Raw genomic sequence first — 15452 nt, forward strand, 5'->3', positions numbered from 1 at the left:
GATGAAAACCGTCACCCGCTCGACCTGTTGCTACTGCGGCGTAGGATGCGGCGTGCTGATCGAAGCCGAGCAAGGCCGCATCACGGGCATCGCCGGCGACCCCGATCATCCGGCCAACTTCGGCAAGCTCTGCACGAAGGGGCGCACGTTGCCCCTCACCGTGGCGGATCATGCCGGCCGGGCGTTGCGACCCGAAATGCGGCTCACGCGCGAATCGTCGCGCGAGCCCGCCGATTGGACCGTCGCGCTCGATCATGTCGCCGCACGCTTTGCCGACATCATCGAGCGCGACGGTCCCGATGCCGTGGCCTTCTACATTTCGGGGCAGCTTCTGACGGAAGACTATTACGTCTTCAACAAGCTCGCGAAGGGGCTCATCCGCACGAACAACATCGACACGAATTCGCGCCTGTGCATGTCGAGCGCGGTCAGCGCCTATAAGAAGGCATTCGGCGCAGACGGTCCGCCGACGTGCTACGAAGATCTCGAACTCGCGCATACCGTCTTGTTCGCCGGCAGCAACATGCCTTACGCGCATCCCGTGTTGTTCCGGCGGCTCGAAGAAGCGAAGGCGAAGGATCCGTCGATCAAATGGATCGTCGTCGACCCGCGCCGCACCGATTTGGCCGCGCTGGCCGATCTGCACCTCGCGATCACACCCGGTACCGACGTGGCGCTGTTCAACGGCATGCTGCACCACATGATCTGGGAAGGTTCGATCGATCCGGCCTATATCGCCGCGCACACGAACGGATTTCAAGAGCTGAAGTCGCTGGTACGCGGCTATTCGCCGAGCATGGCCGCCGAGATTTGCGGCGTCGCCGAATCCGATTTGCTGACGGCGGCGCAATGGTTCGCCGCGAGCCCCGCGGCGCTCTCGCTCTATTGCATGGGCTTAAACCAGTCGAGCCACGGCACCGACAAGAATCTCGCGTTGATCAACCTGCATCTGGCGACGGGGCAAATCGGCAAGCCGGGCGCGGGGCCGTTTTCGCTGACGGGACAGCCGAACGCCATGGGCGGTCGCGAGGTGGGCGGCATGGCGACGATGCTGGCCGCGCATCGCGATATCGGCAATGCCGAGCATCGGTCGGAAGTCGAAGCGCTCTGGGGTATCACGGGTCTATCCCCGCGCCCCGGATTGCCGGCCGTGGATTTGTTCGACGCCGTTGCCGAAGGCAAGATCAAGGCGATTTGGATCGCCTGTACGAATCCGGTTCACTCGATGCCCGACATCGAACGCGTACGAAAGGCACTGCGAACCGCGGAGTTCGTCGTCGTACAAGAAGCCTTCGAACAAACGGACACGGTCCCTTACGCCGATGTATTGCTGCCCGCGGCCACCTGGGGAGAAAAGTCGGGCACCGTTACGAATTCCGAGCGACGCATTTCACGCGTGCGCGCGGCCGTCGAGCCGCCCGGCGAAGCACGGCCCGACTGGTGGATCGTGAACGAAGTCGCGCGCAAGCTCGAAGCACGGCTATGCGCTCGGCAAAGCGAGCCCGCAGGCACCGCATTGTTTCCGTTCGCCTCGCCGCAAGAAGTATTCGACGAACACCGCACCCTCACGATCGGGCGCGACCTCGACATCGGCGGGTTGTCGTATCGCGTGCTCGAAGACAGCGGCCCGCAGCAATGGCCGTTTCCGGCCGGTGCCGAGCACGGTTCGGCGCGCCGTTACGGCGACGGCCGCTTCCCTACTGCCGACGGCCTTGCTCGCTTTCATGCGCCGCGCTACTTGCCTGTGGCCGAGAGCGTCGATGCGCGCTACCCGTTCCGTCTGCTGACCGGACGCCTGCGCGATCAATGGCATGGGATGAGCCGGACCGGGCGCGCGGGCATCCTGTTCAACCACGCCCCCCAAGCTACCCTATCGATGCGCCGCGAAGACGCGGCTCGTCGCGGGCTCAAGGAAGGCGACTTGGTGACGGTGGCGAGCCGGCGCGGCCGACTCGTGCTGCCGCTCGAGATGAGCGACGACTTGGCGCCCGGCACGGTCTTCGCGGCCATGCATTGGAGCGGTCAATTCCTCGCAAGCGGCGGCATCAACGAGGCGACGATCGGCGCCGTCGATCCCGATTCGAAGCAGCCTGAGCTGAAACACGCGGCCGTGCGCATCGAAGCGGCGAAACTGCCTTGGCGTCTCGTCGCAGCCAAGCGCGGCGATGTGCTCGCATTGCGCGCGGCGGTGCAACCGCTGCTCGCCGAACGTCGCTATGCCTCGATCCGCGTAGAGGCGGACGAACTGATCGTCGTGACCGCCGCCGACATCGACGCCGACGCCGCCTGGACCGAACGCTTGCACGATGCGCTAGGATTGGCACGTGGCGACGATTTGCTCGAATACCGCGATCCGCGCCGCGGCCGCACTCAGCGCGTGGCTTGGGACGGGCAATTCGTCGACGGCTTTTTGCTGACCGGCGATACGAGCCCCGCTACGGCGCTGATCGAGCAGATCCGAGGCGAGACGCCGTGGGAAGGCCCGCGCCATGCCATCGTCTTGCTCGGCGGCGAGCTGCCGCAACAACGCGCTCGGGCGCCGCGCGATCGCGTCGTTTGCAATTGCAAGCAAGTGAAGCAATCGCAGATCGAGCAGGCGGTTGCGAAAGGCGCCGCGTTGGATGAGTTGAAATCGACACTGGGCTGTGGCACTGTCTGCGGCTCTTGCGTCCCTGAGATAAAGCGGTTGCTCACCGCGACGACACCCGCTTAGATGCTGCGTATTTTGCTCGTCACCGATACCGAAAAGCCCATCGGCGAATTGCGCGAGGCGCTCGCTCGCCTCGGCTACGAGATGCTGTCCGAGGCCGCCGCGCCGCACACGTTGCCGAAGGTGGTCGAACGCGAGCGGCCCGACGTCGTCATCATCGATACCGAATCGCCTTCGCGCGACACGCTCGAGCATTTGGCGGTGATGAACGAAACGGCGCCGCGCCCGGTGCTCATGTTCAGTCACGATGCCAACCAGCAGTTGATCCGCTCCGCCGTGGATGCGGGCGTCACCGCCTACATGGCCGAGGGGCTCACTGCCGATAAGCTCGCGCCGATTCTGGAAGTGGCGCTTGCGCGTTTCGCGCATGAGGAAAAGCTGCGCCAGCGGCTCGCGAAGGCGGAAAGCGAACTCGAAGACCGCAAGACGATCGATCGGGCGAAGCGGCTATTGATGGAGCGCGGCAAACTCTCCGAACACGACGCCTACGCCACATTGCGCAAACGCGCGATGGATGCGGGCGTCCGTCTGGCCGAAATCGCACGCCGCGTGCTCGAGGCGGCCGACTCTTCGAGGTAGCAACGCCATGAACATCGCAACGCCGAACGACGGCGCACCGGAAAAAACGCATTTGCGTATCGGCTTCGTCGCACTCTCCGATGCCGCGCCGCTCATCGCGGCCAAGGTGCTCGAATTCGGGCATCGGTACGGCCTCACGCTCGAGCTTTGTCGACAGCCCTCTTGGGCCGCCGTGCGCGACAAACTGCTCGCGGGCGAAATCGATTGTGCGCATGCGCTGTACGGACTCGTCTACGGCATTGAACTCGGCATCGGCGGGCCGCGCGACGAGATGGCCATCTTGATGGTGCTCAATCGCAACGGACAAGCCATTACCGTGTCCACGCCGCTCGCCCGCGCGCTCGACCGGGAAGGCAACTTAAAGGCCGCGCTCGCCACGCTCGGACGCGCACCGGTGTTCGCGCAGACGTTTCCGACAGGCACGCACGCGCTCTGGCTTTACTATTGGCTCGCCACGCATGGCGTGCATCCGCGCGACGATATCGAAAGCGTCGTCATTCCGCCGCCGCGCATGGTCGATGCACTCGAGCGCGGCGTGCTGGACGGCTTCTGTGCCGGTGAGCCTTGGCATGCGGTGGCCGAAGCGCGCGGAGCGGGGGAAACCGTCGTCGCCACAAGCGAGATTTGGCCGAATCATCCCGAGAAAGTCCTCGCCTGCCGGCGCGAGTTCGTCGAACGTTACCCGGCTACGGCGCGCGCGCTCGTCCGCACGATGCTCGAAGCGTGCCGATGGGTCGATGCTCCCGAGCATCGCGACGAGATTTCTGCTTGGCTTGCGAAGCCCGACGCGCTCGACGTACCGCGCGAGCTCATCGCGCCGCGGCTCGCCGGCCGTGAAGGCGGAAAGCGCTATGCCCACGCGCCGCTTCCCGTTTCGTTCTTCGATGGCGGCTCGGTGAACTATCCGCGGGTGGCCGAAGGCCGTTGGTTTTTGGCGCAGTATCGGCGCTGGGGCTTGCTGCGGGGGTTCGATGCCCAGGCCGACGATGCCGCGATCGCCGCGTCGATCAATCAAACGAAGCTCTATCGGGAAGCAGCCGCGCGCTCGGACGTGCCGGTTCCGCCCGAGGAAGAAACGCAGGTCGATCGATTTTGCGACGGGTCGAGTTGGCGTTAAGTGCCGGCCCTTTCACACGCCCTACGCCTTCACTCTCTTCCATAACCGAGCCGCGGTGAGCCGTGCGCTTTGAGCGGGCTGCCCGGCGCCCGCCTCCTCCCTCATCACGCGCACCCGATACAGAGGATTTGCGGCCTCGCCGCAACGGTATCACCCTCGCGTTGGCGCGCTTATATCACATTGAGATACAATCTCGGGCTCCCCAGGCGTCGATGCGACCTTTCGCCGCGCTTTCGTCATGTGATACGAACAAATACCCGTGCCTAGTCAAGCCGTTCTGCGCTGGTTCGCCAGCTTTGCCCCGCACCCGATCGCCGTCTCTTGGCGCGAGCGCCTACGCGCTTGTTTCGGCGCGCTGCTGGGGATCGCTGCAACCGGCGCGTCGATGCATTGGCTGCTCGGGCCACAGACGCAAGTCCCGTTTTTGATCGCGCCGATGGGCGCATCGGCCGTCCTGCTGTTCGCTGTCCCCGCCAGCCCGCTCGCTCAACCGTGGTCGTTCTTCGGCGGCAATCTCGTGGCGGCAACGCTCGGCGTGCTCAGCGCCATGTGGATCGACAACCCCGTCGCTGCCGCCGCCGTTGCGCTCGCGGCCGCGATCGCCGTCATGTTCGCGCTGCGCTGCATTCACCCGCCCTCCGGTGCCGTGGCGCTCACAGCCGTTCTTGGCGGTCCCGCCATTCATGCGCTCGGCCTGCGCTTCGTTCTCGAGCCGGTCGCGCTGCAATCGTTGGTATTGCTAGCGGCGGCGATCATCTATCACACCGTCACGGGCCACCGTTATCCGCACGTCAGCCGCCCCGCCACGCAAACGGCCGGCGGCACCGGGGTGACGCGCGCCGATCTCGAAGCCATCGTGCGGGAACGCGGCGAATTGATCGACGTCGCCTCCGACGATTTGGAATCGCTCGTGCACGAAGCGCAACTGCTTGCCTATGCGCGCAGCTTCCACGAATTGACGTGCGCGGGAATCATGTCGCGCGACGCCGTCAGCGTCTCCAGCGAAACCTCGGCCGCCGCCGCTTGGCGATTGCTCGAGCGTCATCGCATCAAGGCACTGCCCGTCGTCGATGAGACGAAACGCGTGGTCGGTATCGTGACGCGCACCGACTTCGTCGGCCGCACCGCATTCGGGCTACGCGGTCCGCGCGGCAAACGCCGATCGCTTTGGCGCAACCCGGGCGAGACATACCGTGTCGATGACCTGATGACGCCCAACGTGCGCACGGTCGACCCGAGCTTGCCCGTGGCCGAGCTGATTCCGGTATTCGCGCATTACGGACACCACCATATTCCGGTCGTGGATAACGCCCGGCGGTTGATCGGCATGATTACGCAGTCGGATTTGATCGGCGGTCTGCATCGGCAAACGCAAACGCGCCAGCTTCGGACGGCATAGGTCGAGAAGAAGGGACGATCGGTAAACAGTGCTAACTTGGAAAACCTTGATCCAAGCCATTGCGCGGCCATTTATATCACAACGTGATATAATTTTCGGTTTCGTCCTTACCCTCGATTCCCATGAAAACATCCGCCCACAGCAGCACGCTCGCCAAAAGCGATTTCGAGCAACTGTCGGAGTTCCGCTATCAGATGCGCCGATTCGAGCGTTTCTCCGAGCGTGCCGCTCAGGGCGAAGGCATCACGCCGTTGCAGTACCTGCTGCTCTTGCATGTGAAAGGGTATCCCGGCCGCGAATGGGCCACGATCGGCGAGTTGGCCGAACGTTTGCAAGCGCAGCATCACGGTGTGGTCGCATTGGTCTCGCGCTGCGAAGCACTCGAGCTCGTCAAACGCAAGGTGAGCGAAACGGATAGACGGCAAGTGGAAGTCCACTTGCTCAAAGCAGGCGAAACGGTATTGGCAAGACTGGCGGCATTGCACCGCGCGGAACTGAAGTCGCTCCAGGGCGCCTTCACCGTGCCGCAAATCGATTTATGACCTTGATACAGCTATGAGCACCGAACACCTCGATCCAAACAAGCGGGACTTTTCCGCCAACGCCCGGTTACCCGGTATTTGCGCCTTGGCCGCCGTCATCGGCGTGATGGGCACCATCGCGGCTGTCGTGCTGCTCAAGCTCATCTATATGTTTACGAACGTGTTCTTTTTCGGCACGTTCTCGTTCGCGAATCACTCCCCGGCCGATAACAAACTGGGGGCCTGGGTCGTGCTCGTTCCCGCGCTCGGCGGGTTGATCGTCGGTCTTATCGCCCGCTTCGGCTCCGATAAGATTCGCGGCCACGGCATTCCCGAAGCGATCGAAGCCATCTTATTCGGCAAGAGCCGCATGTCGCCGAAAGTCGCCATCCTCAAACCGCTTTCATCGGGCATCGTGATCGGCAGCGGCGGGCCGTTCGGCGCGGAAGGGCCGATCATCATGACGGGCGGCGCATTGGGCTCGCTGCTCGCGCAGTGCGTGAAGGTCACGGCGGCCGAACGCAAGACGCTGCTCGTCGCCGGTGCGGCGGCCGGCATGACCGCCGTTTTCGGTACGCCCGTTGCGGCCGTGCTGCTAGCCGTCGAGTTGCTGCTGTTCGAATGGCGGCCCCGCAGCTTCCTGCCCGTGGCGCTCGCGTGCGCGGTCGCCGGGTTCCTGCGCGCAATCTGGTTCGGCGTAGGCCCGCTGTTTCCGCTCGAGACCGCGCCGCCGGGCGCCATTTCCTTGCTCTCGTGCTTGATTCTGGGCGTGGCGTCCGGCGCGCTGGCATCGGGATTGTCCGTCGCGCTTTATGCCACCGAGGACCTGTTCGGCAAGTTACCGCTGCATTGGATGTGGTGGCCGGCGATCGGCGGCCTCGCGGTCGGCGTCGGCGGGTTGATCGAGCCGCGCGTGCTCGGCGTGGGCTACGACGTTATCGGCGATTTGCTGCACCAGCAGCTCGCCATCAAGGTGGCCGTCGCAATTCTGGTCGTCAAAGCCATTATCTGGGTTATCGCCCTGGGATCCGGTACCTCCGGCGGCGTGCTCGCCCCGTTGCTGATGCTCGGCGCGGGCCTCGGCATCGTCATGGGACCGATCTTGCCCGGACACGATGCGGCGCTCTGGCCGCTGGTGGCCATGGCCGCCACGCTTGGCGCCACGCTCGGCGCGCCGCTCACCGCGATCGTTTTCGCATTCGGGCTAACGCACGACGCGAACGCACTCTTACCGCTACTGGCGGCGACGCTCGTTGCGCACGGGTTCACGACGGTCGTCATGCGACGTTCGATCATGACGGAAAAAATCGCGCGGCGCGGATATCACATCTATCGGGAATACGGCGTCGATCCGCTCGAACGTCATCATATCGACGAAGTCATGACGCGCGCGGTCCAAACCATCGATGCCCACTTGTCGGTCGGCGAAGCGCTAGCCAACTTCTTCGGCCCGAGTCAGACGCATCGTGCCTATCCGGTGATCAGCGGCAAGCGGCTCGTCGGCATCGCCGATCGGGCCACGCTCGCGGCATTGGCCGACGCCCAAGGCGGCGCACCCGCCGATATGAAGATCGGCGACGCATACGCCGGCAAGTCGGTCACGGTCGCCTTGCCGGGCGAAACGTGCCGATTGGTCGCCGCGCGGCTCGCCGTGCATGGGCTCGAGCGCGTGCCCGTCGTGGCCGATCGCGATTCCATGACGCTTGAGGGTATCGTCTCGCGCAGCGACCTCGTCAAACCCTCGCGCATGCACTTCGAAGAGGAACAAAAGCGAGAGCGCTTCCGTCGCGTGGCATGGCGCCCGGTAAAGCGCCGTAATCAAGCTTGATCGAATCGGGTGCGCGAGCGGCGGCGCCTCGGTGGCCCGCCCGCTCGCCTTCTTGGCGTCGTCTAGTCGTCGATGTGATGGAGCCCTTCCCTCACGGAACGTTTCTCCCCTTCCCGCTTGCATGACTTCCGTCGGATTGTTCGCGGCCGGGCCCCGGGCGCACAGTGCAGCCGATGCCGGCCGTTGCCGGTCCCATCGGTTCCCTGTCGAGGACGATCGTCATGCATCTGCCCTGGTTCTCAATTCGCTCGCGCGCTCGCGATGCATCGTCGCCCGATCCGGGTGATACGTTGGACGCCCAACTGCGCAATGAATGCGATGCGATGGCGCGCTTCGCGCTGCGCCATGGCTTGCCTGTCGCGCCCGAATCGATCGCCGAACTCGCCCGTGCGATCTCGGGGGACGCGGCGGCGTCGCCCGTATCGACCAACCCCGACGTGCGGCGCACGCTCGCGACGCTGCACGGCAAGCTCGCGGCCGCGATCGCGCCGGCCACCCCTCATGCCGTATTGCTGCTCGATTCCCACTATCGCGGCACGCATCCCTTCGCGTGGCTCGGGCCCGTCCCGTTGATCCGGTTGCTAAGCGTCGCAGCAATCGCATTTCTCGTCGCCGTCATCGCGACCGGCTTGTCGCCCGACGTTTCCGCCAAAAACATCGAACAAGGTTTTCTGACGGCGAGCGGCACCAGCTTGCTGTGGAATACCTTGTTTCTGATCTTTTGCGCCGGACTGGGTGCCTCGTTCGCCGCGCTATTTCAAGCCCATCGATACATCGCGGAGGCGACCTACGACCCGCGCTACGACGCCTCGTACGGCGCTCGCCTCATCTTAGGCGTTATCGCAGGATTGATTCTCGTCGAGATGTTGCCGCGCGATCTATTCGAAAGCGGCGGCATGCGCAGTTTCGGCAAACCGGCGCTTGCGATGCTCGGCGGTTTTTCCGCGACGGCCGTACATCGGCTGTTGCAAAGGCTCGTCGATACGCTCGATGCCCTCGTCAAAGGCGACCCCGCCAGCGGCATCGCGGCGATGCGTAACGCCGAACGGGCACAAACCGCGCAGACGCGGGCACAGATGCAAAGCGAGCTTGCGGCGAGCCTGGTCGAGCTTCAACAGGCACTCGACGATACCGCGTCGACCGAAGACGTCAAACGGCGGCTGGCGGCGCTGACGCGCACGATGCTCGGCGCGGAGCCGATCCATTCGGGCCTCCCCGCTGCGCCTCGCTCGAATCCCTGATCGATCGCCACGCTAGGCTCACTCGGCTCCGGCAAAAGCGGCCCGCGGCAGCGGCAGCCGCACGGCTTCCCCCGAGATGCGCCGAGCGAGCCATAGCGCCGCTTCTGTCCGATTGCTGACGCCGATCTGTCGAAATAGCGCGTAGAGATGATTTTTGATCGTACCCTCGGCGACGTTCAACGCCCGGCAGATCTGCTTATTCGATTTCCCTTGCGCGAGCAGCCTGAGCACTTCGAGTTGACGAGGCGTCAGTCGATCGAGCCGCCGTTCGCCGAGCGCCAGGCCCGTGCGTGCGCACGGCTCGCCGTCGTCTTGATAACGCGACGGCACGTATATCGCGCCGGAGGCGACCTGCTTAAGCGCGAGCGCGAATTCCTCGGCCGTCGCATGTCGCTCGACGACACCCGCCGCCCCCGCTAGCAATGCATCCGCGATAGCGTGGCGCCCTCCGTTGCGCACGACGAATAACCAAGGCACCGTGCCGAAAACGTTCGGCAATACCGTCGGCCATCCCACGCGAGCCGCGTCGTCATCCCACTCTAGAGTAATGGCATCGATACCATCGCCGAGTAATTCGTCATGCACCCGATAAACATCGTCGGGATTTTCCGCGGACCAGACTTTCCAATCTTTATCGAGCTTAAGGAGCGCATCGGCGACTCCAGCTACGAAAAGGGGCAGACTATCGATCATCAGGACGTTCATGTTATGCGCTTCCCTCGGTAGCGAGATGTTCTATTAACGACGCCTAACACATCTCATTCGGTTGCTTTTTACCGCCGTTTTCCTCGGTGCGCACTAGCACCGAAGATCCATGACCGACGTACTAATCCTAAAGGCCCGTGGCAGCGCGGCCCAGCGCAGCGCAATAGTCCTGTGTCTCCGGCCATGACCTGCGGCCCCTTCGTTCATCTACTCGAACCCCGTAAAGTGAACAACGTCAGCGAACTGACGCTGCGCCATTTCTAACACGGAGGGGTTTTTCTCATGGAAGCAAATTTTATCGGGTCGGTGATCAACGCATTACCGATGGACCAAATGATTGCGGGCCCCTTGAACGCGATGATTACGGCGCAAACCCAAGCGGCCAAAAGCTACGCCGATTTTTTGATGCATGTCTGCATTCAAGGCGGTAAAGCCGTCGCCGTGCAGTTCGATTACGACGAATCGCTCGTCGACGAAAATGGCGTCTCCAAGGGCGTCGTGCAAAAAACGATGCGCATTCCGCTGTTAGCGGCCATTGTTCATCCCATCATTGCCATCGAAGAAGGGACGATCGATTTCGAGCTAGAGATCACACAATCGGAGAAATCGTCGTCGTCCACGGAAGCGGGGGGCGAATTCCAAGCCAAGCTCGGGTGGGGTCCGGTCAGCGTTAGCATTTCGGGCCGCGTCTCGCATAAGGCCGAACAAACACGCAGCACGGATACGCGCGCCAAATACTCGATTCATACGCAGGTGCGTCGCCAGCCGCCGCCCGAGGCGCTGATGCGGGTCATCGATTTCTTGACCGATGCCGCCACCAAACCCGTCGTGACCGAGGACAAATCGAAGAACCCGCAACCCCTGCCGCCGACGCCCACCGACGGTACGCTCGTCGGTCCGAAGAGCGATGCCGCCGCGGGATCGGGCAACGCGCAACCGCAAACGGCAAGCACGACGCCTTAAACCGGCCGTCCTTGCGTAGCGGAGATCTCCATGTTCAAGCTCTTCAGGCGCCGGCGCACGAATGACCAGCCTCATGCGCCGCAAGCGCAGCAAGCCGCGCCGTCGCAATCGCCGGCAGCCGACGACGCGGATTCGTGGCAAACATGGGACGGCCCTGCATCGGCGCCACGGGCACCCAGTGCGGCCAAAGCCACCGACGAAGCCGCGTCGCCATCCGCTTCGCAAGCCACGCAACCAACGCACCCAACGCAAGCGGCTCCCGGCTCGCATGCCGCATCCGGCGCACCGCCCAGCGGTCCACCGCCTGGTGCGCCGAGCCCACCGGCCGAACCGCCGTCAAGCCCGCCCGCGCCGCCGCGCGGCTTGGCGCTCGACGAAATCGCCCGCGGCATGCAACACGCCGCCGCGAGCGCCAACCAGTTGCTGGCCCAGCAGTACACGCGCGTGCTCGATACGTTCTTCGATTCGAACGACGAGGGGCTCTTGACCGCGCGTTCGGTCGACGTCGAACTCGACGCGGAACATACGATGCCCGTGCCGCTCGTGGCGCTGGCGACGCCGCGCGGGCTCGCGTTGGAAAAGATGGTCGTGCATTTGACCGTGCGCGGCGATTTCGCCGAGGCCATGCCGCTCGACGGCGGCGATCATCGGGCGCGTTTCCACGTCACGCTGGCCCCACCCTCCAAGCGCGCGGGGGAGAGCTCGGGACGCGAGCGCGATACCGAGCACATCGACATCGAGATGCACTTCGCCGCACTGGATCCCCCCGACGCGATCATGCGCGTCATCGACGAGTACACGCATCGGCTCGTACCGCGCCCGAAGCGCGGCGCGCCGACCGACGAGGAGAATACCCATGCTTGAACACCCCGAACACACGGGCCAGGACGGCATCGAGCTCATCAAACGGTTCGAGGGCCTACGCCTTCGCCGTTATCTCGATGCCGTCGGCAAACCGACGATCGGTTACGGCCACCTGATCCTACCGCACGAAAAGTTCGATGCGCCGCTGACGACGGCCGCCGCCGAAAGCTTGCTGAAGAAGGATTTACGCAGCCACGAACTCGCCCTGCGCAAGCTCGTACGCGTCGCGCTCACCCAACAGCAGTTCGATGCGCTGATGGGCTTCGTCTTCAACCTGGGGCCGGGACGGTTGCAATCGTCGACGTTGCTGCGCTGCTTGAACGCGGGGCAGTTCGATCGAGCCGCCGATCAATTCCTCGTCTGGAACAAGGCCGGCGGCAAGCCGCTCGCCGGGCTGACGAAACGCCGCCAAGCCGAACGCGCGCTGTTTCGCTCGTGAGATCGATTCCTTCCCTACCCTCGGAGCCATCCCATGAACGCACAACCTACCTCACGCGCGGGCGGCATCCCGTTCGCCCTCGCCGCAGCCTTTGCCGCGATGCTGATCGGCACGGCGCATGCCGATTCGCCGCCGACTTGTCGAGCCGAAGTCGAACAGCTCGCGCAATCGCTGGTCGCACAACAGCAGCCACAGCTTTGCGCGCCTTGCGCCGCGCGACTCACGACCACGCTCGAAAGCATGTATGGACAGCGCAGGCTGCCGCCGTCGCTCTATTTATCGGCCGACTCGGCAGAATGGGACGATCCTCAAACGCGCCCTGTCATGTTCTCGGGTAAGAGCCGGGCGGGGATCGTCGACGGCGACCGGCTAGCCGCCGATATCGATAGCGGATACGGCCCGCGCGGTGCTTTGCGCTTGATCTACTCGCGCGCCAACGAGCCGATTGCCCTCGCAACGGCAGATAAGAAAACCTTTATCGCGCTGACTTATTGCGTCGCATCGCCGCGATGAGCGGTTCGACGTCCGGCGACTCGAGTACATCGTACGGAAGTCATGGGAAGACGGGTGGCCCATCCGCCCTATAGGGTACAGCGCCGAATCCCCGTACCTTATCGACATGGACATCGAAACAGAAGTCGAACAATTAAATAGGAATCCTAAATGAAATCCATCTCCGAATACCGGCATCGGCCATCGCAGCGCACGTACCCAGTAAGCGGTTCCGCACGTCTCGAAGCGATCCGCCGGCTGCACGCGGCCGGCGCCTCGCACGCATCGACGGGGAGGACGATACGCCGTATCGCGTGCGTAGCGGCGATCGGCTTCGCCTTCGTCGCGCTCGTATCGAAGGCGGCCCTTGCGCAAGAGACACAGGCGCCGCCGCTAAAGGGCTATGCGGCCGATCTGTCGCGCACTTCGGTGTCGGGCTTGTCGTCCGGCGCATTCATGGCGGCCCAGTTCGACGTTGCCTATTCGAGCAAATTGATCGGCGCCGGCATCGTCGCGGGCGGCGAGTTTTACTGCGCGGGCGCCTCCGGGGTGACACCGCTTTCGCTTGCCGCCGTGACGTCTTGTATGCAACCGCTCGGGCCGGCACCGAAAGCCGAGATCGCCTACAAGGATGCGCGAACGTTCGCGGGACAGGGTCTCATCGACGATCCGGCGAACCTCAAACGCCAGAGGATCTATCTGTTCAGCGGGGCGAAGGATACGGTCGTCTTCACCAAAGTCGTCGATCAGGCCGCGCGCTTTTACGAGCTGGCAGGCGTGCCTAGCCGGGACATCGACTATCAAAAGTTGCCGAACGCGGGACATGCGCTGCTGACGAACCGCACGGACGACATCGCGTGCGACTCGAATAAAGCGCCGTTCATCAACGGCTGCGGCGTCGAGCAGTCGCACGAAATCCTGAAGTGGATTTACGGCAAGGCAGGCGCACCGCTCAACGCCCCCGCGGCGAAGGCGACGGGAGAGCTCGTGGCCTTCGATCAAACCGAATTCGATCGCGATCGACGCGCCTCGCTCGCGCGAACCGGCTACGTCTACGTGCCGCCAAGCTGCGAAGCCGAGGGCTGCGCCGTGCACGTCGTCTTTCACGGCTGTCTGCAAAACGTCCATAAGGTCGACCTACGATTCGTCAGAGACACCGGCTACAACGAATTCGCCGACACCAACCGGATCATCGTGCTCTATCCCCAGATCGCCTCGTCCGATCGCGGTTCGCCGAGCAATCCGCTCGAATGTTGGGATTTTTGGGGCTATACGAGCGATGACGCAAGCCATCCCGACTTCTTCACGCGCGAGGCGCCGCAAATGGCAGCGGTCATGAAAATGATCGAGCGCCTGCACGCTTCTCCCACCACGTCCACTCGATAAGGATTTGCCATGCTGACCGCCGTCATTGCGCAATGGGAGAGCGCGCACAAAGCCGCGCTGGACCTCGCCGATAAACTCGCCTCCGAAACGCACGCGTCGCTGCAAACCGCCGGTGTCATGCCGAACGCAAACGTCTGGAAGAACCTGACGAAAGCGGCTTTACACATGGGCCGCCATTACGCCGACGCGATGCAGTCGGCGATCGACGACGGCTGGCGAAAGGAGCGCACGCAGCTTCAGTTGAAAGGCGCGGCGGCATCGATCAAAGCCCTTGCCGAGATCCAAGCCGATTTCGCCTCGCGCATGACGCAAAGCCAGACGCAGCACGCGAGCGCGCTCACGACCGCTACGGCGGAATATCTCGAGGGCCTCGAACGCTGCCGAAATCTGCAAGATACGTCGATGCTCGCCGCGAAGCTCCTCGGCGACATGCACAGCCAGGCAAGCGCCTATGCGGCTCATCTCTCTTCGCTCGCGGTGGGTATGCCGGCCGCGCTCGTGCAGTGGGCGGAAACCCAGCTCGATAGCGACGACGACACGGCGGGGGCGCCATGAACATCGCACTGCGCTTCATCAATCGGTCGAACGATTGCGGCAACAGCGAAGTCGTGCTGTTTCAACGCGACGTCGTTCCCGACCTCGATGAGTTGGCGATCGCCTGGCATGTCATCCGCTATTGCGGCCGCGATTGCATACATCCGTTCAGCTATTCGAACGAGGTGGAGATCGCCCTCGGCGACGATTACGGCAACTTCTCGCCGCGCGTGCCCGCCGGAAACGGTACCCGCCTTGCAATCGCCGCGCACGCTGGCGGACGGCCGCGTCTGTCGCGCTCGTCCGAAGGGACGGTCCATAGCGACATTGAAGTCGTCAATCAAATGGGGCGTGGTGCGGTCAACGTCAATGCATTCGTCGCGGGCCGTTTGATGGCTGCCAAATCGGCCGTCGCGCCGGGACAAAAAGCCGTGTTCCGTTTTGCGCCGACGCTTTGGATCGGGGTCGGCTCGCAAATCGAAGAAGGCCGCGCGCTCGCCTCGGCTGTGATCTCCAGCGCGAACACGCCGTTCGAACTCGGCGCGATCGCATCGGCCGACATCGTGATGACAGGCGGCGGCAGCGGCGAAAACGCTCGGCCGTTTCAATTCGAACTCGAAAACGTCTCACGCCGGTAGCACCGGCACGCCCGCCCGGATTGCAGTTCCCGTAGT

The 15452-nt window shown here is 63.8% G+C and carries 15 protein-coding genes; 14 read left to right on the plus strand and 1 reads right to left on the minus strand.

Annotated features, from left to right (window positions below):
- The first annotated feature begins 1 nt into the window (after nt 1).
- From AB1286_RS26950 to AB1286_RS26980, 7 genes are all read left to right on the plus strand, one after another.
- Nucleotides 2–2713 carry a molybdopterin-dependent oxidoreductase gene (locus AB1286_RS26950; RefSeq protein WP_430366272.1) on the plus strand — a complete coding sequence of 904 codons (2712 nt, stop codon included), beginning with the start codon at nt 2–4 and terminating at the stop codon, nt 2711–2713.
- The gene (locus AB1286_RS26955; protein ID WP_430366273.1) at nt 2714–3289 is read left to right on the plus strand and encodes an ANTAR domain-containing response regulator; all 576 of its coding nucleotides are present in this window, start codon (nt 2714–2716) and stop codon (nt 3287–3289) included.
- Between the two features lie 7 nt (nt 3290–3296).
- Nucleotides 3297–4406, plus strand: coding sequence for a CmpA/NrtA family ABC transporter substrate-binding protein (locus AB1286_RS26960; protein WP_430366274.1), 1110 nt, complete (start codon nt 3297–3299; stop codon nt 4404–4406).
- Between the two features lie 259 nt (nt 4407–4665).
- Nucleotides 4666–5805: an HPP family protein gene (locus tag AB1286_RS26965; RefSeq protein WP_430366275.1), complete on the plus strand. Its 1140-nt coding sequence runs from the start codon at nt 4666–4668 to the stop codon at nt 5803–5805.
- A 122-nt stretch (nt 5806–5927) separates the two neighbouring features.
- Nucleotides 5928–6347 (plus strand): MarR family winged helix-turn-helix transcriptional regulator, encoded by a 420-nt coding sequence (locus AB1286_RS26970; protein ID WP_430366276.1) that lies wholly within the window; start codon nt 5928–5930, stop codon nt 6345–6347.
- Between the two features lie 13 nt (nt 6348–6360).
- Nucleotides 6361–8154 (plus strand): chloride channel protein, encoded by a 1794-nt coding sequence (locus tag AB1286_RS26975; protein WP_430366277.1) that lies wholly within the window; start codon nt 6361–6363, stop codon nt 8152–8154.
- A 221-nt stretch (nt 8155–8375) separates the two neighbouring features.
- Complete coding sequence (locus tag AB1286_RS26980) at nt 8376–9395, plus strand: hypothetical protein (protein WP_430366278.1); 1020 nt, start codon at nt 8376–8378, stop codon at nt 9393–9395.
- 18 nt (nt 9396–9413) lie between these two features.
- Here the strand turns inward: AB1286_RS26980 and AB1286_RS26985 are convergent, their stop codons facing one another.
- Nucleotides 9414–10100, minus strand: a complete 687-nt coding sequence (locus AB1286_RS26985) for a response regulator transcription factor (RefSeq protein ID WP_430366279.1) — start codon at nt 10098–10100, stop codon at nt 9414–9416.
- A 282-nt stretch (nt 10101–10382) separates the two neighbouring features.
- Between AB1286_RS26985 and AB1286_RS26990 the strand changes: the two genes are divergently transcribed.
- The 7 genes from AB1286_RS26990 to AB1286_RS27020 all read left to right on the plus strand — a co-directional run bounded on the left by AB1286_RS26990 (nt 10383) and on the right by AB1286_RS27020 (nt 15416).
- The gene (locus tag AB1286_RS26990) at nt 10383–11063 is read left to right on the plus strand and encodes a DUF2589 domain-containing protein (RefSeq protein ID WP_430366280.1); all 681 of its coding nucleotides are present in this window, start codon (nt 10383–10385) and stop codon (nt 11061–11063) included.
- A gap of 30 nt (nt 11064–11093) precedes the next feature.
- Entirely contained in the window at nt 11094–11927 is an 834-nt protein-coding gene (locus tag AB1286_RS26995) for a DUF2589 domain-containing protein (RefSeq protein ID WP_430366281.1), read from the plus strand.
- The gene (locus AB1286_RS27000; protein WP_430366282.1) at nt 11920–12366 is read left to right on the plus strand and encodes a lysozyme; all 447 of its coding nucleotides are present in this window, start codon (nt 11920–11922) and stop codon (nt 12364–12366) included. Before AB1286_RS26995 ends, AB1286_RS27000 begins: the two co-directional genes overlap by 8 nt.
- A 33-nt stretch (nt 12367–12399) precedes the next feature.
- Nucleotides 12400–12879: a hypothetical protein gene (locus AB1286_RS27005; protein WP_430366283.1), complete on the plus strand. Its 480-nt coding sequence runs from the start codon at nt 12400–12402 to the stop codon at nt 12877–12879.
- Nucleotides 12880–13029: 150 nt separating this feature from the next.
- Nucleotides 13030–14244, plus strand: a complete 1215-nt coding sequence (locus tag AB1286_RS27010) for an extracellular catalytic domain type 2 short-chain-length polyhydroxyalkanoate depolymerase (protein ID WP_430366284.1) — start codon at nt 13030–13032, stop codon at nt 14242–14244.
- A gap of 9 nt (nt 14245–14253) precedes the next feature.
- Nucleotides 14254–14799, plus strand: a complete 546-nt coding sequence (locus AB1286_RS27015) for a phasin family protein (RefSeq protein ID WP_430366285.1) — start codon at nt 14254–14256, stop codon at nt 14797–14799.
- Entirely contained in the window at nt 14796–15416 is a 621-nt protein-coding gene (locus AB1286_RS27020; RefSeq protein ID WP_430366286.1) for a hypothetical protein, read from the plus strand. Before AB1286_RS27015 ends, AB1286_RS27020 begins: the two co-directional genes overlap by 4 nt.
- Nucleotides 15417–15452: the final 36 nt, after the last annotated feature.

The sequence above is a fragment of the Trinickia sp. NRRL B-1857 genome (assembly GCF_050470685.1).
In the GTDB taxonomy this organism is placed as follows: domain Bacteria; phylum Pseudomonadota; class Gammaproteobacteria; order Burkholderiales; family Burkholderiaceae; genus Trinickia.

Bases quoted from the DNA above. Each gene is read 5' to 3' on its own strand.
- AB1286_RS26995 (WP_430366281.1), top strand. From the start codon at position 11,094: ATGTTCAAGCTCTTCAGGCGCCGGCGCACGAATGACCAGCCTCATGCG.
- AB1286_RS26975 (WP_430366277.1), top strand. From the start codon at position 6,361: ATGAGCACCGAACACCTCGATCCAAACAAGCGGGACTTTTCCGCCAAC.
- AB1286_RS26980 (WP_430366278.1), top strand. From the start codon at position 8,376: ATGCATCTGCCCTGGTTCTCAATTCGCTCGCGCGCTCGCGATGCATCG.
- AB1286_RS26985 (WP_430366279.1), bottom strand. From the start codon at position 10,100: ATGAACGTCCTGATGATCGATAGTCTGCCCCTTTTCGTAGCTGGAGTC.
- AB1286_RS26960 (WP_430366274.1), top strand. From the start codon at position 3,297: ATGAACATCGCAACGCCGAACGACGGCGCACCGGAAAAAACGCATTTG.
- AB1286_RS27010 (WP_430366284.1), top strand. From the start codon at position 13,030: ATGAAATCCATCTCCGAATACCGGCATCGGCCATCGCAGCGCACGTAC.
- AB1286_RS26950 (WP_430366272.1), top strand. From the start codon at position 2: ATGAAAACCGTCACCCGCTCGACCTGTTGCTACTGCGGCGTAGGATGC.
- AB1286_RS26955 (WP_430366273.1), top strand. From the start codon at position 2,714: ATGCTGCGTATTTTGCTCGTCACCGATACCGAAAAGCCCATCGGCGAA.
- AB1286_RS27000 (WP_430366282.1), top strand. From the start codon at position 11,920: ATGCTTGAACACCCCGAACACACGGGCCAGGACGGCATCGAGCTCATC.
- AB1286_RS27020 (WP_430366286.1), top strand. From the start codon at position 14,796: ATGAACATCGCACTGCGCTTCATCAATCGGTCGAACGATTGCGGCAAC.
- AB1286_RS26990 (WP_430366280.1), top strand. From the start codon at position 10,383: ATGGAAGCAAATTTTATCGGGTCGGTGATCAACGCATTACCGATGGAC.
- AB1286_RS27005 (WP_430366283.1), top strand. From the start codon at position 12,400: ATGAACGCACAACCTACCTCACGCGCGGGCGGCATCCCGTTCGCCCTC.
- AB1286_RS27015 (WP_430366285.1), top strand. From the start codon at position 14,254: ATGCTGACCGCCGTCATTGCGCAATGGGAGAGCGCGCACAAAGCCGCG.
- AB1286_RS26970 (WP_430366276.1), top strand. From the start codon at position 5,928: ATGAAAACATCCGCCCACAGCAGCACGCTCGCCAAAAGCGATTTCGAG.